This is a genomic window from Rahnella sp. CFA14(1/10) (assembly GCF_004195095.1).
GTDB classification, from domain to species: domain Bacteria; phylum Pseudomonadota; class Gammaproteobacteria; order Enterobacterales; family Enterobacteriaceae; genus Rahnella; species Rahnella perminowiae.
Window position 1 is genome coordinate 155843 of record NZ_SEWS01000010.1, and the last position, 23419, is coordinate 179261.

Genomic DNA, 23419 nt, shown 5'->3' on the forward strand with positions numbered 1-23419 from the left:
AGACGGCCTGTTTCAGTGTAGGTGGAAACAGGCACGGTTCCGGCGGCACAGATCACAGACGGAATTCTTCACCAAGATAAACACGTTTAACTTGTTCATCAGCAAGAATGTCGGCTGGCGTGCCGTGGGCAATCAATTTCCCCTGACTGACAATATACGCGCGTTCACAAACGTCGAGTGTTTCGCGCACGTTATGGTCAGTGATCAGTACGCCGAGGCCGCTGTCACGTAAATGCTCAATGATTTTTTTAATGTCGATAACGGAAATCGGGTCAACCCCGGCGAACGGTTCATCCAGCAGGATGAATTTAGGGTTTGCTGCCAGCGCACGGGCAATTTCCACACGACGTCGTTCACCACCGGACAGTGACTGACCGAGGTTATCGCGCAAATGAGAAATATGGAACTCTTCCATTAATTCATTCGCGCGGTCATTACGCTGTTCTTTGGTCAGATCATCACGGATCTGCAGCACCGCCATCAGGTTATCAAATACACTGAGACGACGGAATATGGAGGCTTCCTGCGGAAGATAACCAATACCGCGACGGGCGCGGGTATGCAGCGGCAGCAGGCTGATGTCTTCATCATCAACGATGATACGGCCCGCATCGCGCTGGACAATGCCCACGACCATGTAAAAGGTGGTGGTTTTACCCGCACCATTTGGGCCCAATAACCCGACGATTTCACCCGAGTTGACCATCAGGCTGACATCTTCAACGACCTTACGGCCTTTGTATGCCTTGGCGAGATTCTCTGCGATTAATTTAGCCATAAAATATCAGTTACTCTTTTTGGTCGGCTGGCCGCCCGCTGCAGGCGCTTTTTGTTGCAGCTGCGAAGGGACCAGAACGGTCGTCACACGGTTACCCTTATCACTAAAAGCTTCCATTTGCTGTTTCTGTACCAGATAAGTAATGCGGTCGCCTTTCACATTGCTGTCCAGTTGCTCAAGGTAAGCATTGCCGGTCAGCGTGACGAGGTCATTTTCCACTTCGTAGCGGACTTTCTGGGCATGGCCTTTTACCGGTTTACCGTTGTCCTGCATCTGATAGAACGTCACCGGGTTACCGTAACCTTCTACCACTTCTTTACCGGACACACCCTGCGGACGTATCACCACCACTTTATCGGCTTTAACCTGGATCGTGCCCTGATTCACCACCACATTGCCGGTAAACGTCGCGGTATTGGTGTTGACGTCAAGTGCCTGATTTGCCGAGTCAATGGTGATCGGTTTCGTTGTGTCGTCTTTTAAGGCAAATGCCGGAACGCTGACGGCTAACAATGAGCTGACGATCAGAAGATCACGGATTTTATTTTTTGCTTTGAATTTCATAGGAAGTCGATACCTTTTCGATCAGCTCTGCTGTTTTATCACGCAGATTACCACGCATTTTCATGCCGTTAGATGTAAAACCTGTACCATAAAGCGTCACTTCATCGTCTGAGGCAACGTCCTGTGTCGTCAGGTTAACCTGTGCATTGTCCGTTTTGATTCTTTGCAGCTGTGATGTCTCAGGCGTCAGGCTATCGGCCTGCACATGCCCATAGAGATAAAGCATCTTATCCTGAGTCAGTTTCGCTTTATCGGAACGTAATACCCAGGTGGCTACTTTGTTCTTGTCATACATGGTCGCGACCGGATGAGTAAACCACGACACCTGATCCGTGGTGTAATATTTTACCTCGTCTGACACCAGTTTATACGTCAGGCTGCCCATCGGGTCATATACCATCGTAACGGTGTGGGAAGTCTGATAAGTCGGATCCTGATCGTTAACCACCTGCGGAACATCATCGCTGTTGTCAGACAATGACCAGCCAATCAGCACCAGGACAATGGCGGTAAGCGCCAGAATAACCCAAAGTTTTGCTTTACTCATATCGACAGCCCTTTGGCGTCCTCCAGCTTGCCCTGCGCCAGCAGAATCAAATCACACAGTTCGCGAACTGCACCACGCCCGCCAGCGATACGGGTAACATAATGCGCTTTTGGTAACAAAACAGGATGTGCATCCTGAACCGCCACAGAAAGACCCACTTCGGCCATCACCGGCCAGTCAATCAGGTCATCACCAATGTATGCCACTTCTTCGGCCCGAAGAGACAGTGTATCTAACAGTTCGCGGAAGGCCAAAAGCTTATCCGACTGGCCCTGATACAAGTGGCGAATACCCAGAGTTTTAGCGCGATCTTCCAGTAATTTTGCATTGCGGCCTGTAATAATCGCGACTTCGATGCCGGATGTCAGCAGGCAGCGGATACCGTAACCATCGCGAACGTTGAAACTTTTCAGCTCTTCTCCCTGATTTCCCATATAGATCAGGCCATCAGACATGACGCCATCGACATCGCAAATCAGCAGGCGGACCGCTTTCGCCCGTTCAAGCACTTGCGTACTGACCGGACCGTAGCAGGTTTCCGCCAGGGCTGCGCTATTACTCATTTAGGGAATTCCTCAATTAAACTACGCCAGCGCGCAGCATATCGTGCATATGTAACACACCCAGCAACTGGTCACCATCAGCAACCATCACACACGTGATGTGTTTGTCCTGCATTAAATTCAGCGCATCAACTGCCAGCAGTGACGGACGTACGCGAATGCCGCCTGTCGTCATCACATCCGCAATTGATGCCGTATTGATGTTGACACCCATATCAAAGATGCGTCGCAAATCCCCATCGGTAAAAATCCCTTCGATTTTCATCAAATCGTTGCAGATAACCGTCATGCCCAGATTTTTACGGGTGATTTCCAGCAACGCATCCCGTAACGACGCCTCGCGGCTGACGTGCGGGATCTCATCTCCGGTGTGCATGATATCGCTGACGCGAAGCAACAGCTTGCGACCCAGTGCTCCGCCAGGGTGTGACAGGGCGAAATCTTCCGGTGTGAACCCGCGAGCTTCCAGCAGTGCGACAGCCAGAGCATCGCCCATCACCAGCACCGCTGTGGTGCTGCTGGTCGGTGCCAGCCCCAGCGGGCAGGCTTCTTTGGGCACTTTTACACAAAGATGGACATCCGCCGCTTTTCCCATCGTGCTTTCAGGGTTAGACGTCATGCAGATAAGCGTAATGCCCAGGCGTTTGAGTACCGGAATCAGCCCCAGAATTTCATGGGCTTCACCGGAGTTGGAAATCAGAATGACGACATCCTGCTTTGACACCATGCCCAGGTCACCGTGGCTGGCTTCACCGGGATGCACAAAGAAGGCCGGAGTGCCTGTACTGGCAAAGGTGGCGGCCATCTTACGGCCAATATGACCGGATTTGCCCATGCCCATGACAACGACTTTGCCATTGCAGGCGAAAATTTTTTCGCAGGCGCGGGTAAAATCACCGTTAATGTATTGATCTAACTGCTCAAGTCCTTCACGTTCTGTTTTCAGTACATCACGTCCGACGGCCTGAAAATCAAAACCGGGGGCGAAGGTATCGTTAGCCATAGTCGGTTCCTGACAGAGTTCAGAAGGCAATGCTGTCTGGTAACAGGAACAGCACTGCCATATAGGCGATAAATCCACACAGCAATAATGCACCGGCTAAATGGCCGATACGGTGTTTACGCATCAGGCATAGCCCGGAAAGCACCACGCTGACCGCCAGCATGACCCAATAATCGCGATGAAATGCGTCCGGGTTGAACGAACCTGGTGCCACCAGCGCGGGTAATCCCAGCACCAGACAGGTATTAAAAATGTTTGCGCCAATGATGTTACCCAGCGCAATGTCATCTTCGCCTTTGATAGCACCGGCGATAAAGGTCGCCAGTTCCGGCAGACTGGTACCGATGGCGATGACCGTCAGGCCGATCACCAGTTCGCTGACACCCAGATAACGCGCGATGACGGTGCTGTTATCAACGATCATGCCCGATGCCAGGGGCATGATGATAAAGCCCAGCGCCAGCCATAAAAATGCGACCGTATTGCTGCTGTCTTGTGGAAGTTCGGACATTTGCTCATAGGTCAGCGTATCCAGGCCTTCTTTTTCGGCAGCACGGGCGATTTTTATCACCAGCATCATGAACACGCCTGCACTGGCCAGCAACAAAACACCATCAAGCCGGCTGAGTTCTCCGTCGCTTAACAGAAAACCACACAGAGCCGTGACCAGTAACAATAATGGGAGTTCGCGGCGTAATATATCAGAACGAACGGAAAGTGGATGAATCAGGGCGGCACCGCCCAAAATCAGAAGAATATTAATGATATTCGAACCAATGGCGTTTCCGATGGCCAAATCCATCTGATCGTTGATAGCCGCGGTGGTGGAAACGACCAGTTCAGGAAGAGATATTCCGACGCCGACGACAGTCATACCAATTACCAGCGGGGAGATGCCTATCGAGCGTGCCAGCACTGCGGCTCCGTACACCAGACGATCAGCGGCATACACTAACAGTAACAAGCCGACAATCATCAGTACGATAGCGAGAAGCATGAAACATCCTTTATTGGGTATAATGCGAGGTTCGTTGCCTTTACGGGCAGGCGATTCCTTCGTCAACATGAGCTAAGGCGACATTTTGTCTGAAAACAATGCCACCAGGTTCCTGTATGTTAGACGATGAAGGCTTTTAATTTAAAATGGTAATTGGTTGATTTTGACCATCTGTGGCTGAAAAGTAAATCGATGGCAACTTTGGTAACGAAACCGGGGTAAGTTTTTGTAAAAATACCAAAGTTATACGATACCCTGTGCGTGTCAGACGTATTCTTAGCGAAAGCATTCCGAAGGGAAAAACTGAATGAGTCAAAGCGAATCGAATCTGGTTGAGATCAAAGGCATGAGTTTCGTGCGTGGCGATCGTCCCATTTTCGAAGAGATAAATATGACAGTGCCGCGTGGCAAAGTCACCGCAATCATGGGGCCTTCGGGGATCGGTAAAACCACCTTGCTGCGTCTGATCGGCGGTCAACTTACGCCCAACAACGGCGAAATCTGGTTCGACGGCGACAACATTCCGACATTGTCCCGTCGCAAGCTGTACGAGTCGCGCAAGAAAATGAGCATGTTGTTTCAGTCCGGTGCATTGTTTACTGACCTGACTGTGTTCGAGAATGTGGCGTTCCCGTTGCGTGAACACAGCAAATTACCGGAGGAATTACTGCGCAGTACGGTGACCATGAAACTGGAAGCGGTAGGGTTGCGCGGTGCCGGTAATCTGATGCCTGCCGAATTGTCCGGTGGTATGGCGCGGCGCGTCGCACTGGCGCGTGCCATTGCGCTGGACCCTGAGCTGATTATGTTCGATGAGCCTTTTGTGGGGCAGGATCCGATCACCATGGGCGTTCTGGTCAAACTGATTGATGAGCTGAACCATGCGCTGGGCGTGACGTGCATTGTGGTTTCCCACGACGTGCCTGAAGTCCTGAGCATTGCTGATTATGCCTATATCGTGGCCGCACAGCATGTCATCGCAGAAGGTACGCCAGAGGAGTTGCAAAATAATCCTGATCCGCGCGTTCGTCAGTTCCTGGATGGTATTGCCGACGGACCGGTGCCTTTCCGTTTCCCGGCCGGTGATTACAAAACCGAGTTGCTCGGATGATGGAGTTATCTGCTTATGTTAACTAAGGCACTCGCCTCAGTCGGACGTCGCGGGATAAACACCTGTGCGTCTTTTGGTCGTGCCGGACTGATGCTCTTTCGGGCATTGGTCGGTAAGCCGCAATTTGCCAAACAATGGCCGCTGCTGATCAAGCAGCTTTACAGCGTTGGCGTACTTTCCCTGTTGATTATCCTGGTTTCCGGTTTGTTTATCGGCATGGTGCTTGGCTTGCAGGGGTATCTGATTTTAACCACCTACAGCGCTGAGGCCAGCCTCGGTATGATGGTGGCGCTCTCTTTACTGCGCGAGCTTGGACCGGTGGTCACTGCACTGCTTTTCGCCGGGCGCGCGGGTTCTGCGCTGACCGCTGAACTGGGATTGATGAAAGCCACCGAGCAAATCTCCAGCCTGGAGATGATGGCCATTGATCCGCTGCGCCGCGTTGTGGCACCGCGTTTCTGGGCCGGTCTGATTTCCATGCCTTTGCTGACGGCGATTTTTGTTGCCGTGGGGATCTGGGGGGGATCGCTGGTGGGAGTGGACTGGAAAGGCATCGACAGTGGTTTCTTCTGGTCAGCGATGCAAACTGCCGTAGACTGGCGGACCGACCTGCTTAACTGTCTGATTAAAAGCCTTGTTTTCGCTATCACCGTGACCTGGATTGCATTGTTCAATGGCTATGATGCGATACCGACGTCCGAAGGGATTAGCCGGGCAACGACACGTACTGTGGTGCATTCGTCACTGGCGGTGCTGGGATTGGATTTTGTGCTGACAGCACTGATGTTTGGAAATTAAACCATGCAAACGAAAAAGAGTGAAATCTGGGTAGGCGCATTTTTAATCATCGCTTTGATTGCTGTGATCTTCCTGTGTCTTAAAGTGGCCGACATCCGTTCAATCGGCTCCGACCCGACTTACCGTATTTCTGCTGACTTCGACAATATCGGTGGCCTGAAAAGCGGTTCACCGGTCAAAGTCGGTGGCGTGGTGATCGGCCGCGTCAGCAGCATCACGCTCGATAAAAATTATTCTCCACGTGTAGAAATGGATATCGACCAGAAATACAACCAGATCCCGAGCACCAGTACGCTGGCGATCCGCACGTCTGGTCTGCTGGGCGAGCAATTCCTGGCGTTAAATATTGGTTTTGAAGACCCTGAAATGGGAACGACTATCCTTAAAAACGGTGGCGTTATTCAGGACACTAAATCAGCGCTGGTTCTCGAAGACCTGATTGGTCAGTTCTTGTATAAGAGTGGCGATGGTAAGGCTGATCCTGACGCAACGGCGGCACCTGCAGGGAATGCTGCACCTGACGCCAATACGGCGCCGCAACCGGCTGCCCATTAACAATTTGCCATCACGGATTCTCCATAAAAGAGGAAATAAGTATGTTTAAACGTTTAGTGATCGCTGCACTGCTGGTGGTTATGGCTCCGCTGGCGAATGCCGCCGTGGACAAGACCAATCCTTACAGCGTGATGAATGAAGCGGCGAGCAAAACCTTCACCCGCCTCAAAACCGAACAACCGAAAATCAAGCAGGATCCTAACTATCTGCGCCAGATTGTTCGTGAAGAATTGTTGCCGTATGTGCAAATCAAATACGCCGGCGCGCTGGTGTTAGGCCGCTATTACCAACAGGCGACACCTGCACAGCGCGACGCTTACTTCGCGGCGTTCTCAGACTACCTGCAACAGGCTTACGGCCAGGCTCTGGCGATGTACAACGGCCAGAACTATACGGTGCAGCCTGAGCAGTCCTACGCGGGTAAAGACATCATTGCTATCCGTGTCACGATTACCGATCCGAACGGCCGTCCTCCGGTTCGTCTGGATTTTCAGTGGCGTAAAAACAGCCGCACCGGCGACTGGCAGGCTTATGACATGATCGCCGAAGGCGTCAGCATGATTTCGACCAAACAGAACGAATGGGCAGATATTTTGCGCCAGAAAGGTATTGATGGCCTGACTGAGCGCCTGAAACAAGCCGCTGCTCAGCCGATCACGCTGGATAAACAACAATGAGTGAAGCCCTGCGCTGGGAATCGCAGCCGCCGCGACTGTCGTTGCACGGTGAGTTAGATCGCGAAACGCTGGTGGCATTCTGGGATGTACGCAAAAAGCTGATGCCCGGCGTGACCTGTCTGGACGTCTCCGGGCTGGCGCGTGTTGACTCTTCTGGCCTGGCTTTGCTGGTGCATTTACGCGAGGAAGCCAGTCAGCAGGGGATTACGCTGACGATTGCGGGTATCACTGACAGGCTGAGAACACTGATTGCTTTGTATAACCTTCAGGACATTATTCCGTCGGAGACCACGACTTGTTCTGTTGAATAAATAGTTGAGCAGTTCCCGTGGGTTAGGCTGTGGGATATGAAGCGTTATCGGTATGTCCATAAAGCCCCTGTGCGAAACTCTTCGTCAGGGGCTTTTTCGTGGTTTAAGAATTGCGCCAATCCCTATAAGATATCGGGCTGTTATGATTCTTCAGAAGAATAGATCCCTATGGAAACGAGTGAAATTAAAGACGTGCTGATGAAGGCATTGGCACTGGACGAAGCCCACATTACTGGCGATGGCAGTCATTTTCAGGCCATTGTCGTTGGTGCGATGTTTGATGGCATGAGCCGCGTGAAAAAACAACAGACCGTTTACGCGCCGCTGATGGAATACATCGCCGACAATCGAATCCACGCTCTGTCTATCAAGGCTTATACCCCTGAAGAATGGGCGCGTGACCGTAAACTGAGCGGTTTATAAGACTGCCGGCGTTCCGGCAGCTTCCTCCTATCTGACCTGTCGTTTTAATAAATAGAGAGCAGTCATAATGGATAAATTTCGTGTACAGGGTGGGACTCGCCTGAGTGGTGAAGTCACTATCTCTGGTGCAAAAAATGCAGCACTTCCTATTTTGTTTGCCGCACTGCTTGCTGAAGAACCTGTTGAACTCCAGAACGTTCCTCACCTGAAAGATATCGATACCACCATCAAGCTGCTGAGCCAGCTGGGCACCAAAATCGAACGTAACGGTTCTGTTTTCGTTGACGCCAGTGCGGTGAATGAGTTTTGTGCGCCGTATGATCTGGTAAAAACCATGCGTGCTTCCATCTGGGCGCTTGGCCCGCTGGTGGCGCGTTTCGGTCGCGGCGAAGTTTCTTTACCGGGCGGCTGTGCTATCGGTGCACGTCCTGTTGATCTGCATATTACGGGTCTGGAACAGTTGGGCGCGACCATTGTTCTGGAAGAAGGCTATGTGAAAGCCTCTGTCGATGGCCGCCTGAAAGGCGCGCACATTGTGATGGATAAAGTCAGCGTGGGCGCAACGGTCACTATCATGAGCGCGGCGACCTTGGCTGAAGGCACCACCATTATTGAAAATGCCGCGCGTGAGCCGGAAATCGTCGATACCGCGAATTTCCTCAATACACTGGGTGCGCAAATTACCGGTGCGGGCACCGATAAAATTACCATCGAAGGTGTTGCCCGTCTGGGCGGCGGGGTTTACCGCGTGGTGCCTGACCGTATCGAAACCGGCACCTTCCTGGTGGCGGCGGCGATTTCCGGTGGCAAGATTACCTGTCGCGAAGCCCGACCTGATACGCTGGATGGCGTACTGGCAAAGTTGCGTGAAGCCGGTGCCGATATTGAAGTGGGCGAAGACTGGATCAGTCTCGATATGCATGGCAAACGCGCCAAAGCAGTGACCTTCCGCACCGCGCCGCATCCGGGCTTCCCGACTGACATGCAGGCGCAGTTCAGCTTGCTGAACCTGGTAGCAGAAGGTACAGGTGTGATCACCGAAACCATCTTTGAAAACCGTTTCATGCACATACCTGAACTGATCCGTATGGGCGCACACGCTGAAATCGAAGGCAGCACCCTCATTTGCCATGGCGTTGAAAAACTGTCTGGCGCTCAGGTGATGGCGACCGATTTACGGGCCTCTGCAAGTCTGGTTCTGGCGGGTTGTATTGCCGAAGGTGTGACCGTGGTTGACCGTATTTATCACATCGATCGTGGCTACGAGCGTATCGAAGATAAACTGCGTCAGCTGGGTGCAAAAATCGAGCGCTTTAAAGGCGAGTGATTCATAACGCCTGCGCAATAAAAAAGCCGGAAGGGGAAACCTTTCCGGCTTTTTCGTTTCTGCAATGAATGGTTGTCAGTGGTCAGGATATTCCTGCACGGTAACCTGCAATGTCAGTTTCTGACCATCACGCATAATTTCTACCGGAATGACGGTTCCCGGACGAATTTCTGCTACCTGATCCATGGTCTCGATAGCGGAAACGGCCGGTTTGTTGTTGACGTTAATAATCACGTCTCTGACCTGCATACCCGCATTTGCCGCCGGGCCATTTGGCGTGACTTCGTTCACCACAATTCCCTGAATATGATCCAGTCCGCTGTTCGGCCCGTGCAGAGGGGAAACTTCACGCCCGCTGATCCCGATATAACCCCGAATAACACGGCCATCACGAATCAGCTTGCCCATGACTTTTGTCGCCAGTGCGGTCGGGATAGCAAAGCCGATGCCTTCCGGCGTGGCGCCGTCATTACTTTGGTCAAAGGACAGCGTATTAATCCCCATCAGTTCCCCGAGCGAATTCACCAGCGCACCGCCGGAGTTACCCTGATTGATCGAGGCATCGGTTTGCAGAAAGTTCTGGCGGCCGGACGGGCTGAGGCCAATACGACCGGTGGCGCTGATAATGCCCTGTGTGACTGTCTGACCGAGGTTATAGGGGTTACCGATTGCCATCACGACATCACCGACATGCGGGGTACGATGTGGATTAATCGGGATGACCGGCAGATTTCCGGCGTTGATTTTCAGCACGGCCAGGTCAGTCAGGCTGTCAGAGCCGACCAGCAACGCTTCGAATACGCGGCCATCCTGCAAGGCGACGATAATTTGATCGGCATTATTGATCACGTGTTTATTGGTGAGGATATAGCCGTTGTCGTTCATGATCACACCGGAACCCAGTGTGCGGATGGCCAGTTCGTTCTGTGTACTGTTACCCATGTTGCGGTTATAGACATTCACCACGGCCGGAGCAGCATGGCGGACGCCTGAGTTATAACTGACGGGTTCTTCGCTGTTCTGGGCGAAGTTTTTGTCAAACAGCGGTTCTGTGATGTTTTTACGCAACATAGGTACCGCCGCCAGCAAAATGCCAGCAACAATCAGGCCGATAACAGCGGATCTCAAGAGCTTAACAAACATGGGTGTATGGGATGCGAGATAAAAGTGAGGGAAGAATAGCATGACTTAATCGGACGCAGCAGCACCTGCGTCCGATTTTCAACGCTTTACGGCATGAATAAGTAGATATTTTGTCCTTTACGCAAGATGCTCAGTGCGATCAGGTCCGGTTTGCTTTCCAGAATTTTGCGGAAGGCTGCCAGATTTTCGAGCGGCTCGCGGTTGACACCAATAATCACATCACCTTTTTCAAGGCCGATCTGGTCCGCCGGCGTGCCTTTCTTCACGTCATCAACATGCACACCTTGGGTCTTTTTATCGGTGGTATCACTGAGCGTCACACCCTGTAATGCCGGATTGAGTTTCTCAATGCTGACTTCCACGGCCGGGCTTTTATCCAGCGTGACACTGACAGTCATCGGTTTGCCATCGCGCAGCAAACCAATCTGCATCGTGACTCCCGGGCCGGCAGTGCTCACTTTCGCGCGTAACTCAGCAAAGCTGCTCAGCGTTTTACCCTGCAGGGTAATCAGCACGTCACCCGGTTTAATACCGGCTTTTGCCGCTGCCGAATCCGGCAACACCTCGTTGACGAAAGCGCCGCGCTGGCTGTCGAGTTTGAATGCCTGTGCCAGTTCCGGTGTCATTTCGCTGCCGCGGATCCCCAGCAGGCCGCGTTTCACTTCGCCAAATTCAATCAGCTGATGGCTGAGATTCTTCGCCATGTTCACCGGAATAGCAAAACCGATACCGACACTGCCACCCTGCGAGGAAATGATGGCGGTGTTGATACCAATCAGTTCACCTTTCAGGTCGAGCAGCGCGCCACCGGAGTTACCGCGGTTAATCGACGCATCAGTCTGAATAAAGTTTTCCAGCCCTTCAAGGTTCAGGCCGCTGCGGCCAAGGGCAGAAACAATGCCGGATGTCACGGTCTGGCCGAGCCCAAACGGATTACCCACGGCAACGGCAAAATCGCCTACACGCAGGTTATCGGAATCCGCCATCGTAATTTGTGTCAGATTTTTAGCATCAATCAGCTGGATCACCGCGATATCGGACTGATCGTCTTTGCCGATGAGTTTGGCTTTGTATTCGCGGCCATCGTTGAGCTGAACGTTGATTTTATCCGCGTTGTTCACCACATGATTATTGGTGAGCACGTAGCCTTTGGCGGCATCAATAATGACACCGGAACCCAGCCCTTCAAAAGGCTGCGGCCCCTGATTGGGTTCCGGATCCTGCTGACCGAAGAAGAACTTGTATTCTGGTGGTACATCCGCACTTGGCGGCTGGGTGCCGGAAACCTGAACGCCCACGACGGCGGGTAATACTTTTTCCAGCATCGGTGCCAGACTTGGCAAAGGTTGTCCCTGAACTTCCGTTGGTAAAGCCGCATTCGCCATAGGCGCAGAAGCGAAAGTTAATCCAAGGCTAACAGCTAACACACTGAGCAAAAATAACTTTTTCTTCATCACGATAACACTCTCGCTTTCTGTAATGGACGTCAGTTATGGATAACAGAACGGTGATTCACAACACGGGAAGGGTCTTGAGAACGGCACACGCACGGGACATGTGCCGTAACTGCATAACGATTGTTGTGCAGGTCAGGGGCGTCTGTTATTTACGAACCGGACGCTCGCCACGCAGCAAACCGGACGCGCCGTCAGAATAATCGCGTGGCATTTGCACCGGCACCTGATCATTATCGGCTTCAGAACCGGTCAGACGATAATTAAACGGATTATCCTGCTCAGGCATATCGGGCAGTAAATTGTTGGAGCTTTTAGCCATGTGCTGATACAGCTGACGGTAATCCGTCGCCATGTTATCGAGCAACTCTGCGCTGCGGGCAAAATGGCCCACCAGCTCCTGACGGTATTCGTCGAGTTCGGCTTTACTTTTCTCCAGTTCGTTTTTCATGACTTGTTGATCACGTAATTTACGATTACCAAAGCGCATCGCCACCGCACCAATTGCGATACCGACCACTAATCCAATGAGTGCATACTCCCAGGTCATAATGACTCCTATTTTGACTTCGTTGTCCCGCAGGGCTTTTTCACGTAACTTTTATGACTTAACTTTTTTACACAATGGTTTTAACGTAATTGTTACACGCATGCGTCATGCAATAGCTCCACTATAACCGTTAACCTTGTCAGAGTGGAATCCTGCGGGGAAAATCACTGCCATCTGTTGGTTTTTTCATACACAGACAGCCGGGAAAAGCGGCGAATCCACGGCAAAAAAGCGGCTAAACGACGTGAAAAACATAAAATTTTTTTCTCAGGGACGTTAACGAAGATGCAATCTCAATCACCCCTTTTTCTTTATCAGAACGCTGTGGATGCCGGTGAGTTCCAGGCGGATGCCGTTCAGAAACAAGCTGTCGCACAGCTCGATACGATTTACCAGGCATTGTCCGCGCAGCCCCTGACACGTCCCCGGTCTGCCAGCCGTGGCGGGTTGCTGAGTCGTTTGTTTACCAAAAGTCCGCAGAAAACCCCTTCGCGACCGGTACAGGGGCTGTATATGTGGGGCGGAGTGGGGCGCGGCAAAACCTGGCTGATGGATTTGTTTTTCCACAGCCTGCCCGGTGATCGCAAGCTTCGCCTGCATTTCCACCGTTTTATGTTGCGCGTCCATGAGGAACTGACGCAACTTCAGGGGCAGGAAGATCCGCTGGAAGTGATCGCGGACCGCTTTAAAGCAGAAACCGATGTGCTCTGTTTTGATGAGTTTTTTGTTTCGGATATTACCGATGCGATGCTGCTGGCGACGTTATTGCAGGCCCTGTTTGCCCGGGGTATCACGCTGATTGCGACATCAAATATTCCGCCTGATTTGCTGTACCGCAACGGCCTGCAACGGGCACGGTTCCTGCCTGCGATTGATCTGATTAAAGAATACTGCGATGTGCTCAATGTGGATGCAGGTATCGATTACCGTTTGCGCACGCTGACGCAGGCCAATTTATGGCTGACACCTGCGGGGCCGGAAACTGCTGACGCGATGCATTCAATGTTAGGGAAACTGACCGGCAATCACAGCGGTGCGCAGACGGGCGAAAGACCGCTGCTGGAAGTGAATCATCGTCCGCTGCAGGCTATTGCCGCCGTTGATGGCGTGCTGGCGGTGGAATTTCATACCTTATGTGAAGAGGCGCGCAGCCAGCTCGATTATATTGCGCTGTCGAAAATCTATCACAGCGTACTGCTGCACAATGTGCCGGTGATGGGCGCAGACAGTGAGAACGCAGCCCGGCGTTTTCTGGCGCTGGTCGATGAATTCTACGAGCGCCATGTAAAACTGGTCATTTCCGCCGCCGTCCCGATGTTTGACATTTATCAGGGCGAACGGCTGAAATTCGAATATCAGCGTTGTCTGTCACGTCTGCAGGAGATGCAGAGCGAGGAGTACCTCAGACGGCCGCATCTGCCGTGATTTTTTGTATGGTTATTTTTTGATCAGTTCGTGGTATAAAAAGCGTCAGTAAAGCCTGCAGGGTGAACCCTCAGAAGGCGGGGAGGGAAATCTTCCTTTTTGTCGAAAAAGGGTTCGATCTTTGCAGGAGACTTCTCTATAATCTTGCGACCCCACGTTACTACAAAGTTTTTTTCCCGAAACTTTATAAGTGCCAGCATTGGCTATTCGAAGGGGTAGGTTTGCTGGACGATGGTCGTGTGAACCTCAAATACTTATTTTATAAACAAGTAAGCGTTCGGGTGTTCGCCAACGTGTAACTTTAATTGGGTAAGCTTTTAATGAAAACTTTTACAGCTAAACCGGAAACCGTACAACGTGACTGGTTCGTAGTTGACGCTACCGGCAAGACCTTAGGTCGCCTGGCCACTGAACTGGCCCGCCGTCTGCGTGGCAAACATAAAGCGGAATACACTCCGCACGTTGATACTGGTGATTACATCATCGTTCTGAACGCAGAAAAAGTTGCTGTCACTGGCAACAAGCGTAACGACAAGATTTATTACCATCACACCGGCCACATCGGTGGTATCAAGCAAGCGACCTTTGAAGAGATGATCGCTCGCCGTCCTGAACGCGTGATCGAGCTCGCGGTTAAAGGCATGTTGCCAAAGGGCCCGTTGGGTCGTGCAATGTACCGTAAAATGAAAGTTTACGCGGGTAACGAGCACACTCATGCGGCGCAACAACCGCAAGTTCTTGACATTTAATTCGGGATTATAGGCAATGGCTGAAAATCAATACTACGGCACTGGTCGCCGCAAAAGCTCCGCCGCTCGTGTTTTCATCAAACCGGGTAGTGGTAACATCGTAATTAACCAGCGTAGCCTGGAACAGTACTTTGGTCGTGAAACTGCCCGCATGGTAGTTCGTCAACCACTGGAACTGGTCGACATGGTTGAGAAATTCGACCTGTACATCACCGTTAAAGGTGGTGGTATCTCCGGTCAAGCTGGTGCTATCCGTCACGGTATCACCCGTGCACTGATGGAATATGACGAAAATCTTCGTGGCGAACTGCGTAAAGCAGGCTTCGTTACCCGTGATGCTCGTCAGGTTGAACGTAAGAAAGTCGGTCTGCGTAAAGCACGTCGTCGTCCTCAGTTCTCCAAACGTTAATTTTCTGCTGCTTTTGCAGCTCAGTGCTTCGGCACGAAAATCAGCGTCAAAAACCCGGTGTTTCACCGGGTTTTTTTATGTCTTTTTTTCGGTAATTGCGGAAGAAAATGATCTCCTGACACACAATTCGCCATGAAATCGTTTCACCGTGCCCCACAGCCTGCGTAAAATCTGGTAAACTATCACACACTTTTGTACCTGTTCGCCGAGCAGTTGACGTTGCCGCGCTTCCTGGCTGGGTTCGCCTTGCCGATGGTTGTCTATGAAACTACGGGACAAAAACTGCAGGCTGGCGATAACTCGCTGTAATATTCTAGATAAACTTGGAGGTTTTCATGGCTGTCGCTGCCAACAAACGTTCGGTAATGACGCTGTTTTCCGGCCCGACCGACATTTTTAGCCATCAGGTACGTATCGTACTGGCGGAGAAAGGTGTCAGTGTCGAGATCGAGCAGGTTGAGATGGATCACCTGCCGCAGGATCTTATTGACCTCAACCCTTACCGCACTGTACCGACGCTGGTTGATCGTGAACTGACCCTGTTCGAATCCCGCATCATCATGGAATATCTTGATGAGCGCTTCCCGCATCCGCCGCTGATGCCGGTTTATCCGGTTGCCCGTGGTGAGAGCCGTCTGATGATGCACCGCATCGAAAATGACTGGTATTCGCTGATGCGTCAGATCGAGCAAGGTTCGGCAAGCGAAGCCGATGCCGCGCGTAAGCAATTGCGTGAAGAGCTGCTGGCTATTGCGCCAATCTTCTCATACATGCCTTACTTCAAGAGCGAAGAGTTCAGCCTGGTTGATTGTTACCTGGCTCCGCTGCTGTGGCGTTTGCCGGAACTGGGTATTGAACTGGCCGGTGCCGGTTCTAAAGAGCTGAAAGGTTATATGACTCGCGTCTTCGAACGAGATGCTTTCCTGGCTTCCCTGACCGAAGCAGAGCGCGAAATGCGTTTGCATACCCGAGGTTAAGGTATGGAGATGACCGACATGTCTCCGCGTCGCCCCTATCTGCTGCGGGCTTTTTATGACTGGTTGCTCGACAACCAGTTAACCCCGCATCTGGTGGTTGACGTAACGATGCCAGGCGTGATGGTGCCGATGGAGTTTGCGCGTGACGGACAAATTGTCCTGAACGTTGCGCCGCGTGCTGTCGGCAATCTCGAACTGGGTAACGATGACGTACGCTTTAATGCCCGTTTTGGTGGCGTACCGCGTAACGTGTTTGTACCAATTGCCGCTGTTCTGGCGATTTATGCCCGCGAAAACGGTGCTGGTACCATGTTCGAACCGGAACCAGCTTATGAAGCCGAAGGTGCCTTTGAGGGGGATCTGAGCGCTGATGAGCCGGCAGAACCGACGATGTCAGTCATTGATGGCGATTTGCCCGATGTGGCTGAAGAAGATCCGAACGATGAGCCGCCAACGCCGCCACGCGGTGGTCGTCCGGCACTGCGCGTAGTGAAGTAACAACCCACTCAGTCCGGTTCCGTGCTTAAACCCTGCGTTGTTACGCGGGGTTTTTTATTGCCTTCAGTCCGCTGACTTCTCCTTCCGGCAGTGCAGATTTGCTGTGTCATCATTGAACACGTTATTCGCTTGAACCGAAGCTGAGCCTGACGCTATGAGGATATTCGACGAATAACCGGCAGAAAAGGGGATGTCATGAGGAATTCTTTTGAGTTATGCGTAAAAAAGGTCTGCCAACCATTGTTAGCAGACCTTTTTATGAGGCGATGGATCAGACTTCGAGGAAGTTCATGATGCCTTCTGCTGCTTTACGGCCTTCAGCAATAGCGGTCACCACCAGATCGGAACCGCGAACCGCATCGCCACCGGCGAAGATTTTCGGGTTGCTGGTCTGGAAGGCATTATCGCTGCCTTCCGGTGCCACGATACGCCCCTGGGTATCCAGCTCAACGTCGTGGGCTGCCAGCCATTCCATTTTATGAGGACGGAAACCAAACGCCATCACCACGGCATCGGCTTCCATTACATGTTCGGAACCCGCCACGATTTCAGCACGACGACGACCATGAGCATCCGGTGCGCCCAGTTCAGTACGCGCCATGCGTACACCACATACGCGGCCAGAATCGTTCAGTTCGATGCTCAGCGGTTGCAGGTTGAATTTGAAATCAACCCCTTCTTCGCGCGCATTCTTCACTTCACGACGTGAGCCCGGCATGTTCTCTTCATCACGACGGTATGCACAGGTCACGTGAGTAGCACCCTGACGGATTGAGGTACGCACGCAGTCCATCGCAGTATCACCCCCGCCCAGCACCACCACACGTTTTTTATCCATGGTGACGTAAGGCTCTTCCTGACTGTCGGCATAACCCATCAGTTGCTTGGTATTGGCGATCAGGAACGGCAGGGCATCGTAAACGCCCGGTGCATCTTCATTCGCCAGACCACCGCGCATTGACTGATAAGTCCCGACGCCGAGGAACACAGAATCGTATTCTGCCAGCAGTGCATCAATGGTGACGTCTTTGCCGACTTCAGTATTGAGCTGGAACTCGATACCCATCTCAGTGAAGATTTCACGACGTTTGGTCATCACCGATTTTTCCAGCTTAAAGGCCGGGATGCCGAAAGTCAGCAAGCCGCCGATTTCCGGATGGCGATCGTAAACCACCGCTTTCACACCGTTGCGGGTCAGGACATCAGCACAGGCCAGACCCGCCGGCCCTGCGCCGATAATCGCCACGCGTTTGCCGGTTGGCTGTACGTGAGACATATCCGGACGCCAGCCCATCTCAATGGCTTTATCGTTAATATAGCGTTCGATGTTACCGATGGTCACTGCACCGAACTCATCGTTCAGGGTGCAGGAACCTTCGCAGAGTCTGTCCTGCGGGCAAACGCGCCCGCAGACTTCCGGCAGGCTGTTGGTCTGGTGCGCGAGATCTGCCGCTTCCATGATGCGGCCTTCGTTCGCCAGCTTCAGCCAGTTCGGAATATAGTTATGTACCGGACATTTCCATTCACAGTAAGGGTTACCGCACGACAGACAGCGGTCTGCCTGTGAGGCGGCTTGCGTCGCTGAGAACGGCTCATAAATTTCCACAAACTCAATTTTGCGGATCTTCAGCGCTTTCTTAGGCGGATCAACACGCTGTAAGTCGACAAATTGATAAACGTTTTGACTCATCTTAACCTCTTACTGCGCTTGTACCCGCAGCTCAGCTGCGGAACGACTACGGTGACCCAACAATGCTTTGACATCACTGGACTTCGGTTTTACCAGGGCAAATTTAGGCGCCCACTCCGGCCAGTTCGCCAAAATCTCTTCACCACGGGTCGATGCGGTCAACTGTACGTGTTCGATGATCAAACCGCGCAGATGCTCTTCATGGATAGCCAGATCGGCCACTTCCAGGACTTCAACCAGTTCCGGGTTAACACGTTTGCGGAATTCGCCATCTTCATCAAGGACATAAGCGAAACCACCGGTCATGCCTGCGCCGAAGTTGACGCCGGTACGGCCGAGCACACACACAATACCACCGGTCATATATTCACAGCCGTTATCACCGATGCCTTCTACCACAGTGATAGCACCGGAGTTACGGACAGCGAAACGCTCACCCGCACGGCCTGCCGCAAACATTTTGCCACCGGTTGCACCATACAAACAGGTGTTGCCGATGATGCTGGCTTCGTGGCTGCGGAATGCAGAACCGATTGGCGGACGAATGGCAATACGGCCACCGGCCATGCCTTTGCCCACATAGTCGTTTGCATCGCCGGTCAGCATTAAATCTACGCCGCCAGCGTTCCAGACGCCGAAACTCTGGCCCGCGGTGCCATTGAAGTTAATGCGCACCGGATCAGCCGCCATACCCTGATCACCGTGTTTCTCCGCAATCGCCCCGGACAACATAGCACCCACTGAACGGTCAGTGTTGCGGATATCAAAGTAGAACGCTTTGCTCTGCTTCGAATCGATATGGGGTGATGCCTGTTCCAGAATGTCTTTATTCAGCTGACCCTTATCGAATGCCGGGTTGCTTTCTGTGCAGTACACAGATTTACCTTCATGCGGTGTGGCCGTTGCCAGTATCGCAGAAAGGTCGAGATTGTTTTGCTTGGCGGTGAAACCGTCCAGCTCAGTCAGCAAATCGGTACGACCAATCAGATCCACCAGCTGGCTGATGCCCAGCGCGGCCATGATTTCACGGGTTTCCTGGGTAATGAAGCGGAAGTAGTTCGTCACACGTTCCGGCAGTCCGTGATAATGGTTGCGACGCAGTTTTTCATCCTGAGTTGCCACGCCCGTTGCACAGTTGTTCAGGTGGCAAATACGCAGGTATTTACAACCCAGCGCCACCATCGGGCCGGTCCCGAAACCAAAGCTTTCTGCCCCCAAAATCGCTGCCTTGATGATGTCGAGGCCGGTTTTCAGGCCACCATCCACTTGCAGACGAATTTTGTGACGCAGCCCGTTCGCCACCAGCGCCTGTTGTGTTTCCACCAGCCCCAGTTCCCACGGACAGCCGGCGTATTTCACGGAAGACAGCGGGCTTGCGCCGGTGCCGCCATCGTAGCCAGCGATCGTGATGAGATCGGCGTAGGCTTTTGCCACGCCGACGGCGATAGTGCCGACGCCCGGTTCAGAAACCAGCTTCACCGAAATCATTGCTTTCGGGTTGACCTGTTTCAGGTCGAAAATCAGCTGCGCCAGATCTTCAATGGAATAAATATCGTGGTGCGGCGGTGGAGAAATCAGGGTTACGCCCGGCACGGAATAACGCAGTTTCGCGATGTACGGCGTCACTTTGTCCCCCGGCAACTGGCCGCCTTCGCCTGGTTTTGCACCCTGCGCCACTTTGATCTGAATAACATCGGCATTCACCAGATACGCCGGTGTTACCCCGAAACGACCCGATGCAACTTGCTTGATACGGGACACTTTATTGGTGCCGTAACGCGCCGGATCTTCGCCGCCTTCCCCGGAGTTAGAACGTCCGCCGATGCTGTTCATCGCCTCGGCCAGAGATTCATGCGCTTCCGGGCTCAGTGCGCCGATAGACATTGCAGCCGTATCGAAACGGGTAAATAAACCTTCCGCCGGTTCAACCTGATCAACAGGGATCGGCTGGCCTTTAGGCGTGACTTTCAGCAAGTCGCGCAGCGTGGCCACCGGACGTTCGTTAACCAGTTTGGCGTATTTCTTATAATCGTCGTAATCACCGCTGTTGACGGCAGTTTGCAGGGTAGTGACCACGTCCGGGTTATAGGAATGGTATTCGCCACCGTGGACAAACTTCAGCAGACCGCCCTGATCCAACGTTTTGCGTTTCAGCCATGCGCGTTTGGACAGGTTCAGCAAGTCCTGTTCGAAGTCGCTGTAACCGGCACCGCCGATACGGCTGACGACGCCGTTGAAGCAGGTGTTGCACAGATCTTTCGCCAGACCGACCGCTTCAAACAGTTTAGAGCAACGGTAAGAGGCAACGGTTGAGATGCCCATTTTGGACATGATCTTGTACAGGCCTTTATTGATGCCGTTACGGTAATTCAGCATCACTTCACGGTATTTCTTCTCGATGACCTGCGAGTCAACCAGTTTTGCCAGCGTTTCGTAGGCCAGATACGGATAAACCGCTGTGGCACCGAAACCAATCAGCACGGCGAAATGGTGCGGGTCACGGGCGCTGGCCGTTTCAACAATGATGTTGGCATCGCAGCGCAGGCTTTTCTCAACCAGACGCAACTGTAGCGCACCGACGGCCATGGGCGCAGGCAGCGGCAGACGGTTCGGGGCGATGTTGCGGTCAGACAGCACCAGCAGAACCGCGCCGTTACGCACTTTCTGTTCGCCTTCGTCACAGAGTTTCTGGACGAACTGCTCCATATTTTGTTCGGTCGGATCGTACGTGATATCCAGTGTTTCAGCGCGATAATGCTTGCTGTCGAGCGTGGTCAGCTGTTTAAAGTCAGACCACAGCAGGATTGGCGATTTGAAGCTCAGGCGGTGAGCCTGACCTTCGGCTTCGCAGAACACATTCATCTCACGGCCAATGCTGGTCGCCAGAGACATCACGTGGGCTTCACGCAGCGGATCGATTGGCGGGTTGGTGACCTGCGCAAACTGCTGGCGGAAGTAGTCATACACGATACGCGGACGGCTGGAGAGCACGGCAAATGGCGTATCATCGCCCATGGAACCGACGGCTTCCTGACCGTTTTCACCCAGCACGCGGATGATCTGATCGAGTTCTTCACTGCTGTAGCCGAACTGCTTCTGGAAGGTTTCGAGTAACGAATCTTCCAGCTCGCGGCTGCCCACCTGATCTTCCGGCAGGTCTTCGAACGGCACCAGACGCTGGACGTTTTTCTCCATCCATTGTTTGTAAGGGTGACGGCCTTTCAGGTCGTTATCGGTTTCAGCGGAGTGATGAATTTTGCCACTGCGGGTGTCGATCACCATCAGCTCGCCCGGTCCGACGCGGCCTTTTTCGACCACTTCATCAGGCTGGTAATCCCAGATGCCAACTTCAGAGGCACAGGTGATCAGCTTGTCTTTGGTGATGACATAGCGCGCAGGGCGCAGCCCGTTACGGTCAAGGTTACAGGCGGCATAACGACCATCTGACATTACGATGCCGGCAGGACCGTCCCACGGCTCCATGTGCATGGAGTTAAAATCGAAGAACGCGCGCAGGTCGTCGTCCATGTCCGGGTTTTGTTGCCAGGCTGGCGGCACCAGCAAGCGCATGGCGCGCAGCAAATCCATCCCGCCTGCCAGGAACAGTTCGAGCATATTATCCAGCGAGCTGGAATCCGAACCGGTTTCATTCACGAAAGGTGAAGCATCTTGCAGATCAGGGATCAGCGGCGTTTTGAATTTATACGCACGGGCACGTGCCCACTGGCGGTTACCGGTGATGGTGTTGATTTCACCGTTGTGCGCCAGATAGCGGAAAGGCTGAGCCAGCTGCCAGCGCGGTACGGTGTTGGTCGAGAAACGCTGATGGAACAGGCAGATGGCCGATTCCAGGCGCAGGTCGGCCAGATCTAAATAGAAGCGTGGCAGATCCGCCGGCATACACAGGCCTTTATAGATCGTGACCACGTTGGAGAAACTGCAGACATAGAAGTCTTTATCCTGAATGCGTTTCTCAATGCGGCGGCGCGCCATATACAGGCGACGCTCCATGTCACGCGGACGCCAGCCGGCGGGCGCGTTGACAAAAATTTGTTCGATGCGGGGCAGGGAGGAAAGCGCGATTTCACCAAGTACGTCCGGATTAGTCGGAACGTCACGCCAGCCCACCACGGACAGCGTCTCGTTTTGCAACTCTTCTTCAACAATGCGGCGGCTTGCCTCCGCTTCTTTTTCATCTTTGCTGAGGAACAGCATGCCAACGGCATAGTTTTTCGCCAGACGCCAGCCACGTTCTTCGGCAATCATGCGGAAGAAGCGGTCAGGTTTCTGTAAATGAAGGCCACAGCCGTCGCCGGTCTTGCCGTCAGCAAGGATCGCACCACGGTGTTGCATACGGGCCAGTGCGTGGATCGCAGTACGCACGACCTTATGGCTAGGTTCGCCTTCTATATGGGCGATCAGGCCGAAACCACAGTTGTCCCTCTCTTGGGATTTATCGTACAACATTACGTGAACCTCCCCAGGCTCTGCGAGACTCTCACACCAATCACGAGCGGGCTTATACACAGAGGTTTATCCGCAATTTCGCGCACTCTTGCGGTGCGTTGATTGCCCGGACATCTCCGTCAAAGTCCTCTCGTGATGGTTCTCACAAGTGGTGGTTGACTTGTTTTAATGAGGGAGTCTTCAATTACTGCATAAATATGACGAGTTGCTCACCCGTCGAGATTGCTTCCAGCGGACTCCCAACTTAGCGAGAAAGCACAGACAGGTCAAATGGCGATTTAAGTTATATTAAAAGTGATATAAAGCGATTTAACTTATTGAAATATATTTAATTTATGGTGTTTTTATTGGCGTATTTTCGATAGGGTCATGCCCGTAAAGTGTGAGCTGACTCACTATGGGG

The 23419-nt window shown here is 52.6% G+C and carries 23 protein-coding genes; 12 read left to right on the forward strand and 11 right to left on the reverse strand.

The window, feature by feature from the left end; genetic code table 11:
• Positions 1 to 52: 52 nt before the first annotated feature.
• Genes lptB through EVX52_RS19960 form a run of 6 tightly spaced genes read right to left on the reverse strand, consistent with a single transcriptional unit; the run spans position 53 to position 4452 of the window.
• Complete coding sequence (gene lptB / locus EVX52_RS19935; protein WP_013577257.1) at positions 53 to 778, reverse strand: LPS export ABC transporter ATP-binding protein; 726 nt, start codon at positions 776 to 778, stop codon at positions 53 to 55.
• A gap of 6 nt (positions 779 to 784) precedes the next feature.
• Positions 785 to 1342 carry a lipopolysaccharide ABC transporter substrate-binding protein LptA gene (gene lptA / locus EVX52_RS19940; RefSeq protein ID WP_129991979.1) on the reverse strand — a complete coding sequence of 186 codons (558 nt, stop codon included), beginning with the start codon at positions 1340 to 1342 and terminating at the stop codon, positions 785 to 787.
• Complete coding sequence (lptC, locus tag EVX52_RS19945) at positions 1320 to 1889, reverse strand: LPS export ABC transporter periplasmic protein LptC (RefSeq protein ID WP_129954732.1); 570 nt, start codon at positions 1887 to 1889, stop codon at positions 1320 to 1322. The genes lptA and lptC overlap by 23 nt, the downstream gene beginning before the upstream one ends.
• A complete protein-coding gene (kdsC, locus tag EVX52_RS19950) occupies positions 1886 to 2452 on the reverse strand; it encodes a 3-deoxy-manno-octulosonate-8-phosphatase KdsC (RefSeq protein WP_129954731.1) in 567 nt (188 codons plus the stop codon). The genes lptC and kdsC overlap by 4 nt, the downstream gene beginning before the upstream one ends.
• Positions 2453 to 2468: 16 nt before the next feature.
• A complete protein-coding gene (gene kdsD / locus EVX52_RS19955) occupies positions 2469 to 3455 on the reverse strand; it encodes an arabinose-5-phosphate isomerase KdsD (RefSeq protein ID WP_129954730.1) in 987 nt (328 codons plus the stop codon).
• A gap of 19 nt (positions 3456 to 3474) precedes the next feature.
• The gene (locus EVX52_RS19960; RefSeq protein WP_129954729.1) at positions 3475 to 4452 is read right to left on the reverse strand and encodes a calcium/sodium antiporter; all 978 of its coding nucleotides are present in this window, start codon (positions 4450 to 4452) and stop codon (positions 3475 to 3477) included.
• Between the two features lie 307 nt (positions 4453 to 4759).
• Here EVX52_RS19960 and mlaF point away from each other — a divergent pair, with 307 nt between their 5' ends.
• The 7 genes from mlaF (at position 4760) to murA (ending at position 9654) form a co-directional block, all read left to right on the forward strand.
• On the forward strand, positions 4760 to 5563 hold the full coding sequence (gene mlaF / locus EVX52_RS19965) for a phospholipid ABC transporter ATP-binding protein MlaF (protein ID WP_129954728.1): 804 nt from the start codon (positions 4760 to 4762) through the stop codon (positions 5561 to 5563).
• Positions 5564 to 5578: 15 nt separating this feature from the next.
• Entirely contained in the window at positions 5579 to 6361 is a 783-nt protein-coding gene (gene mlaE / locus EVX52_RS19970; RefSeq protein ID WP_015698890.1) for a lipid asymmetry maintenance ABC transporter permease subunit MlaE, read from the forward strand.
• A 3-nt stretch (positions 6362 to 6364) separates the two neighbouring features.
• The gene (gene mlaD, locus EVX52_RS19975; RefSeq protein ID WP_129954727.1) at positions 6365 to 6916 is read left to right on the forward strand and encodes an outer membrane lipid asymmetry maintenance protein MlaD; all 552 of its coding nucleotides are present in this window, start codon (positions 6365 to 6367) and stop codon (positions 6914 to 6916) included.
• A gap of 41 nt (positions 6917 to 6957) precedes the next feature.
• The gene (mlaC, locus tag EVX52_RS19980; protein WP_129954726.1) at positions 6958 to 7593 is read left to right on the forward strand and encodes a phospholipid-binding protein MlaC; all 636 of its coding nucleotides are present in this window, start codon (positions 6958 to 6960) and stop codon (positions 7591 to 7593) included.
• Positions 7590 to 7904 carry a lipid asymmetry maintenance protein MlaB gene (gene mlaB / locus EVX52_RS19985; RefSeq protein ID WP_129954725.1) on the forward strand — a complete coding sequence of 105 codons (315 nt, stop codon included), beginning with the start codon at positions 7590 to 7592 and terminating at the stop codon, positions 7902 to 7904. The genes mlaC and mlaB overlap by 4 nt, the downstream gene beginning before the upstream one ends.
• 168 nt (positions 7905 to 8072) lie before the next feature.
• Positions 8073 to 8327 carry a BolA family iron metabolism protein IbaG gene (gene ibaG, locus EVX52_RS19990; RefSeq protein WP_129954724.1) on the forward strand — a complete coding sequence of 85 codons (255 nt, stop codon included), beginning with the start codon at positions 8073 to 8075 and terminating at the stop codon, positions 8325 to 8327.
• A gap of 67 nt (positions 8328 to 8394) precedes the next feature.
• Positions 8395 to 9654, forward strand: a complete 1260-nt coding sequence (gene murA / locus EVX52_RS19995; RefSeq protein ID WP_129991980.1) for a UDP-N-acetylglucosamine 1-carboxyvinyltransferase — start codon at positions 8395 to 8397, stop codon at positions 9652 to 9654.
• A 75-nt stretch (positions 9655 to 9729) separates the two neighbouring features.
• Here the strand turns inward: murA and degS are convergent, their stop codons facing one another.
• From degS to zapG, 3 genes are all read right to left on the reverse strand, one after another.
• Positions 9730 to 10797, reverse strand: coding sequence for an outer membrane-stress sensor serine endopeptidase DegS (degS, locus tag EVX52_RS20000; protein WP_129954722.1), 1068 nt, complete (start codon positions 10795 to 10797; stop codon positions 9730 to 9732).
• An 86-nt stretch (positions 10798 to 10883) separates the two neighbouring features.
• Positions 10884 to 12251 (reverse strand): serine endoprotease DegQ, encoded by a 1368-nt coding sequence (gene degQ / locus EVX52_RS20005; protein ID WP_129954721.1) that lies wholly within the window; start codon positions 12249 to 12251, stop codon positions 10884 to 10886.
• Between the two features lie 148 nt (positions 12252 to 12399).
• A complete protein-coding gene (gene zapG, locus EVX52_RS20010; RefSeq protein WP_013577242.1) occupies positions 12400 to 12801 on the reverse strand; it encodes a Z-ring associated protein ZapG in 402 nt (133 codons plus the stop codon).
• 285 nt (positions 12802 to 13086) lie between these two features.
• Between zapG and zapE the strand changes: the two genes are divergently transcribed.
• The 5 genes from zapE (at position 13087) to sspB (ending at position 16859) form a co-directional block, all read left to right on the forward strand.
• Positions 13087 to 14226 carry a cell division protein ZapE gene (gene zapE, locus EVX52_RS20015; RefSeq protein WP_129991981.1) on the forward strand — a complete coding sequence of 380 codons (1140 nt, stop codon included), beginning with the start codon at positions 13087 to 13089 and terminating at the stop codon, positions 14224 to 14226.
• 320 nt (positions 14227 to 14546) lie between these two features.
• Positions 14547 to 14975: a 50S ribosomal protein L13 gene (gene rplM / locus EVX52_RS20025; RefSeq protein ID WP_013577239.1), complete on the forward strand. Its 429-nt coding sequence runs from the start codon at positions 14547 to 14549 to the stop codon at positions 14973 to 14975.
• Positions 14976 to 14991: 16 nt separating this feature from the next.
• On the forward strand, positions 14992 to 15384 hold the full coding sequence (gene rpsI, locus EVX52_RS20030; RefSeq protein WP_013577238.1) for a 30S ribosomal protein S9: 393 nt from the start codon (positions 14992 to 14994) through the stop codon (positions 15382 to 15384).
• Positions 15385 to 15719: 335 nt separating this feature from the next.
• Positions 15720 to 16361: a stringent starvation protein SspA gene (gene sspA / locus EVX52_RS20035; RefSeq protein ID WP_129954717.1), complete on the forward strand. Its 642-nt coding sequence runs from the start codon at positions 15720 to 15722 to the stop codon at positions 16359 to 16361.
• A gap of 3 nt (positions 16362 to 16364) precedes the next feature.
• Entirely contained in the window at positions 16365 to 16859 is a 495-nt protein-coding gene (gene sspB, locus EVX52_RS20040; protein ID WP_129954716.1) for a ClpXP protease specificity-enhancing factor, read from the forward strand.
• 271 nt (positions 16860 to 17130) lie between these two features.
• On the opposite strand, the gene EVX52_RS20045 is transcribed toward sspB, so the two are convergent.
• Both EVX52_RS20045 and gltB read right to left on the reverse strand, forming a co-directional pair.
• Positions 17131 to 18549: a glutamate synthase small subunit gene (locus EVX52_RS20045; protein ID WP_129954715.1), complete on the reverse strand. Its 1419-nt coding sequence runs from the start codon at positions 18547 to 18549 to the stop codon at positions 17131 to 17133.
• 9 nt (positions 18550 to 18558) lie between these two features.
• On the reverse strand, positions 18559 to 23016 hold the full coding sequence (gene gltB / locus EVX52_RS20050; RefSeq protein WP_129954714.1) for a glutamate synthase large subunit: 4458 nt from the start codon (positions 23014 to 23016) through the stop codon (positions 18559 to 18561).
• Positions 23017 to 23419: the final 403 nt, after the last annotated feature.

Excerpts from the sequence above, each read along its gene's own strand:
- lptA (WP_129991979.1), bottom strand. The coding sequence starts at position 1,342 with ATGAAATTCAAAGCAAAAAATAAAATCCGTGATCTTCTGATCGTCAGC.
- rpsI (WP_013577238.1), top strand. The coding sequence starts at position 14,992 with ATGGCTGAAAATCAATACTACGGCACTGGTCGCCGCAAAAGCTCCGCC.
- sspB (WP_129954716.1), top strand. The coding sequence starts at position 16,365 with ATGGAGATGACCGACATGTCTCCGCGTCGCCCCTATCTGCTGCGGGCT.
- mlaD (WP_129954727.1), top strand. The coding sequence starts at position 6,365 with ATGCAAACGAAAAAGAGTGAAATCTGGGTAGGCGCATTTTTAATCATC.
- lptC (WP_129954732.1), bottom strand. The coding sequence starts at position 1,889 with ATGAGTAAAGCAAAACTTTGGGTTATTCTGGCGCTTACCGCCATTGTC.
- lptB (WP_013577257.1), bottom strand. The coding sequence starts at position 778 with ATGGCTAAATTAATCGCAGAGAATCTCGCCAAGGCATACAAAGGCCGT.
- EVX52_RS20045 (WP_129954715.1), bottom strand. The coding sequence starts at position 18,549 with ATGAGTCAAAACGTTTATCAATTTGTCGACTTACAGCGTGTTGATCCG.
- kdsC (WP_129954731.1), bottom strand. The coding sequence starts at position 2,452 with ATGAGTAATAGCGCAGCCCTGGCGGAAACCTGCTACGGTCCGGTCAGT.
- zapG (WP_013577242.1), bottom strand. The coding sequence starts at position 12,801 with ATGACCTGGGAGTATGCACTCATTGGATTAGTGGTCGGTATCGCAATT.
- rplM (WP_013577239.1), top strand. The coding sequence starts at position 14,547 with ATGAAAACTTTTACAGCTAAACCGGAAACCGTACAACGTGACTGGTTC.
- gltB (WP_129954714.1), bottom strand. The coding sequence starts at position 23,016 with ATGTTGTACGATAAATCCCAAGAGAGGGACAACTGTGGTTTCGGCCTG.
- ibaG (WP_129954724.1), top strand. The coding sequence starts at position 8,073 with ATGGAAACGAGTGAAATTAAAGACGTGCTGATGAAGGCATTGGCACTG.
- zapE (WP_129991981.1), top strand. The coding sequence starts at position 13,087 with ATGCAATCTCAATCACCCCTTTTTCTTTATCAGAACGCTGTGGATGCC.
- sspA (WP_129954717.1), top strand. The coding sequence starts at position 15,720 with ATGGCTGTCGCTGCCAACAAACGTTCGGTAATGACGCTGTTTTCCGGC.
- degS (WP_129954722.1), bottom strand. The coding sequence starts at position 10,797 with ATGTTTGTTAAGCTCTTGAGATCCGCTGTTATCGGCCTGATTGTTGCT.
- kdsD (WP_129954730.1), bottom strand. The coding sequence starts at position 3,455 with ATGGCTAACGATACCTTCGCCCCCGGTTTTGATTTTCAGGCCGTCGGA.
- murA (WP_129991980.1), top strand. The coding sequence starts at position 8,395 with ATGGATAAATTTCGTGTACAGGGTGGGACTCGCCTGAGTGGTGAAGTC.
- EVX52_RS19960 (WP_129954729.1), bottom strand. The coding sequence starts at position 4,452 with ATGCTTCTCGCTATCGTACTGATGATTGTCGGCTTGTTACTGTTAGTG.
- mlaC (WP_129954726.1), top strand. The coding sequence starts at position 6,958 with ATGTTTAAACGTTTAGTGATCGCTGCACTGCTGGTGGTTATGGCTCCG.
- degQ (WP_129954721.1), bottom strand. The coding sequence starts at position 12,251 with ATGAAGAAAAAGTTATTTTTGCTCAGTGTGTTAGCTGTTAGCCTTGGA.
- mlaF (WP_129954728.1), top strand. The coding sequence starts at position 4,760 with ATGAGTCAAAGCGAATCGAATCTGGTTGAGATCAAAGGCATGAGTTTC.
- mlaE (WP_015698890.1), top strand. The coding sequence starts at position 5,579 with ATGTTAACTAAGGCACTCGCCTCAGTCGGACGTCGCGGGATAAACACC.
- mlaB (WP_129954725.1), top strand. The coding sequence starts at position 7,590 with ATGAGTGAAGCCCTGCGCTGGGAATCGCAGCCGCCGCGACTGTCGTTG.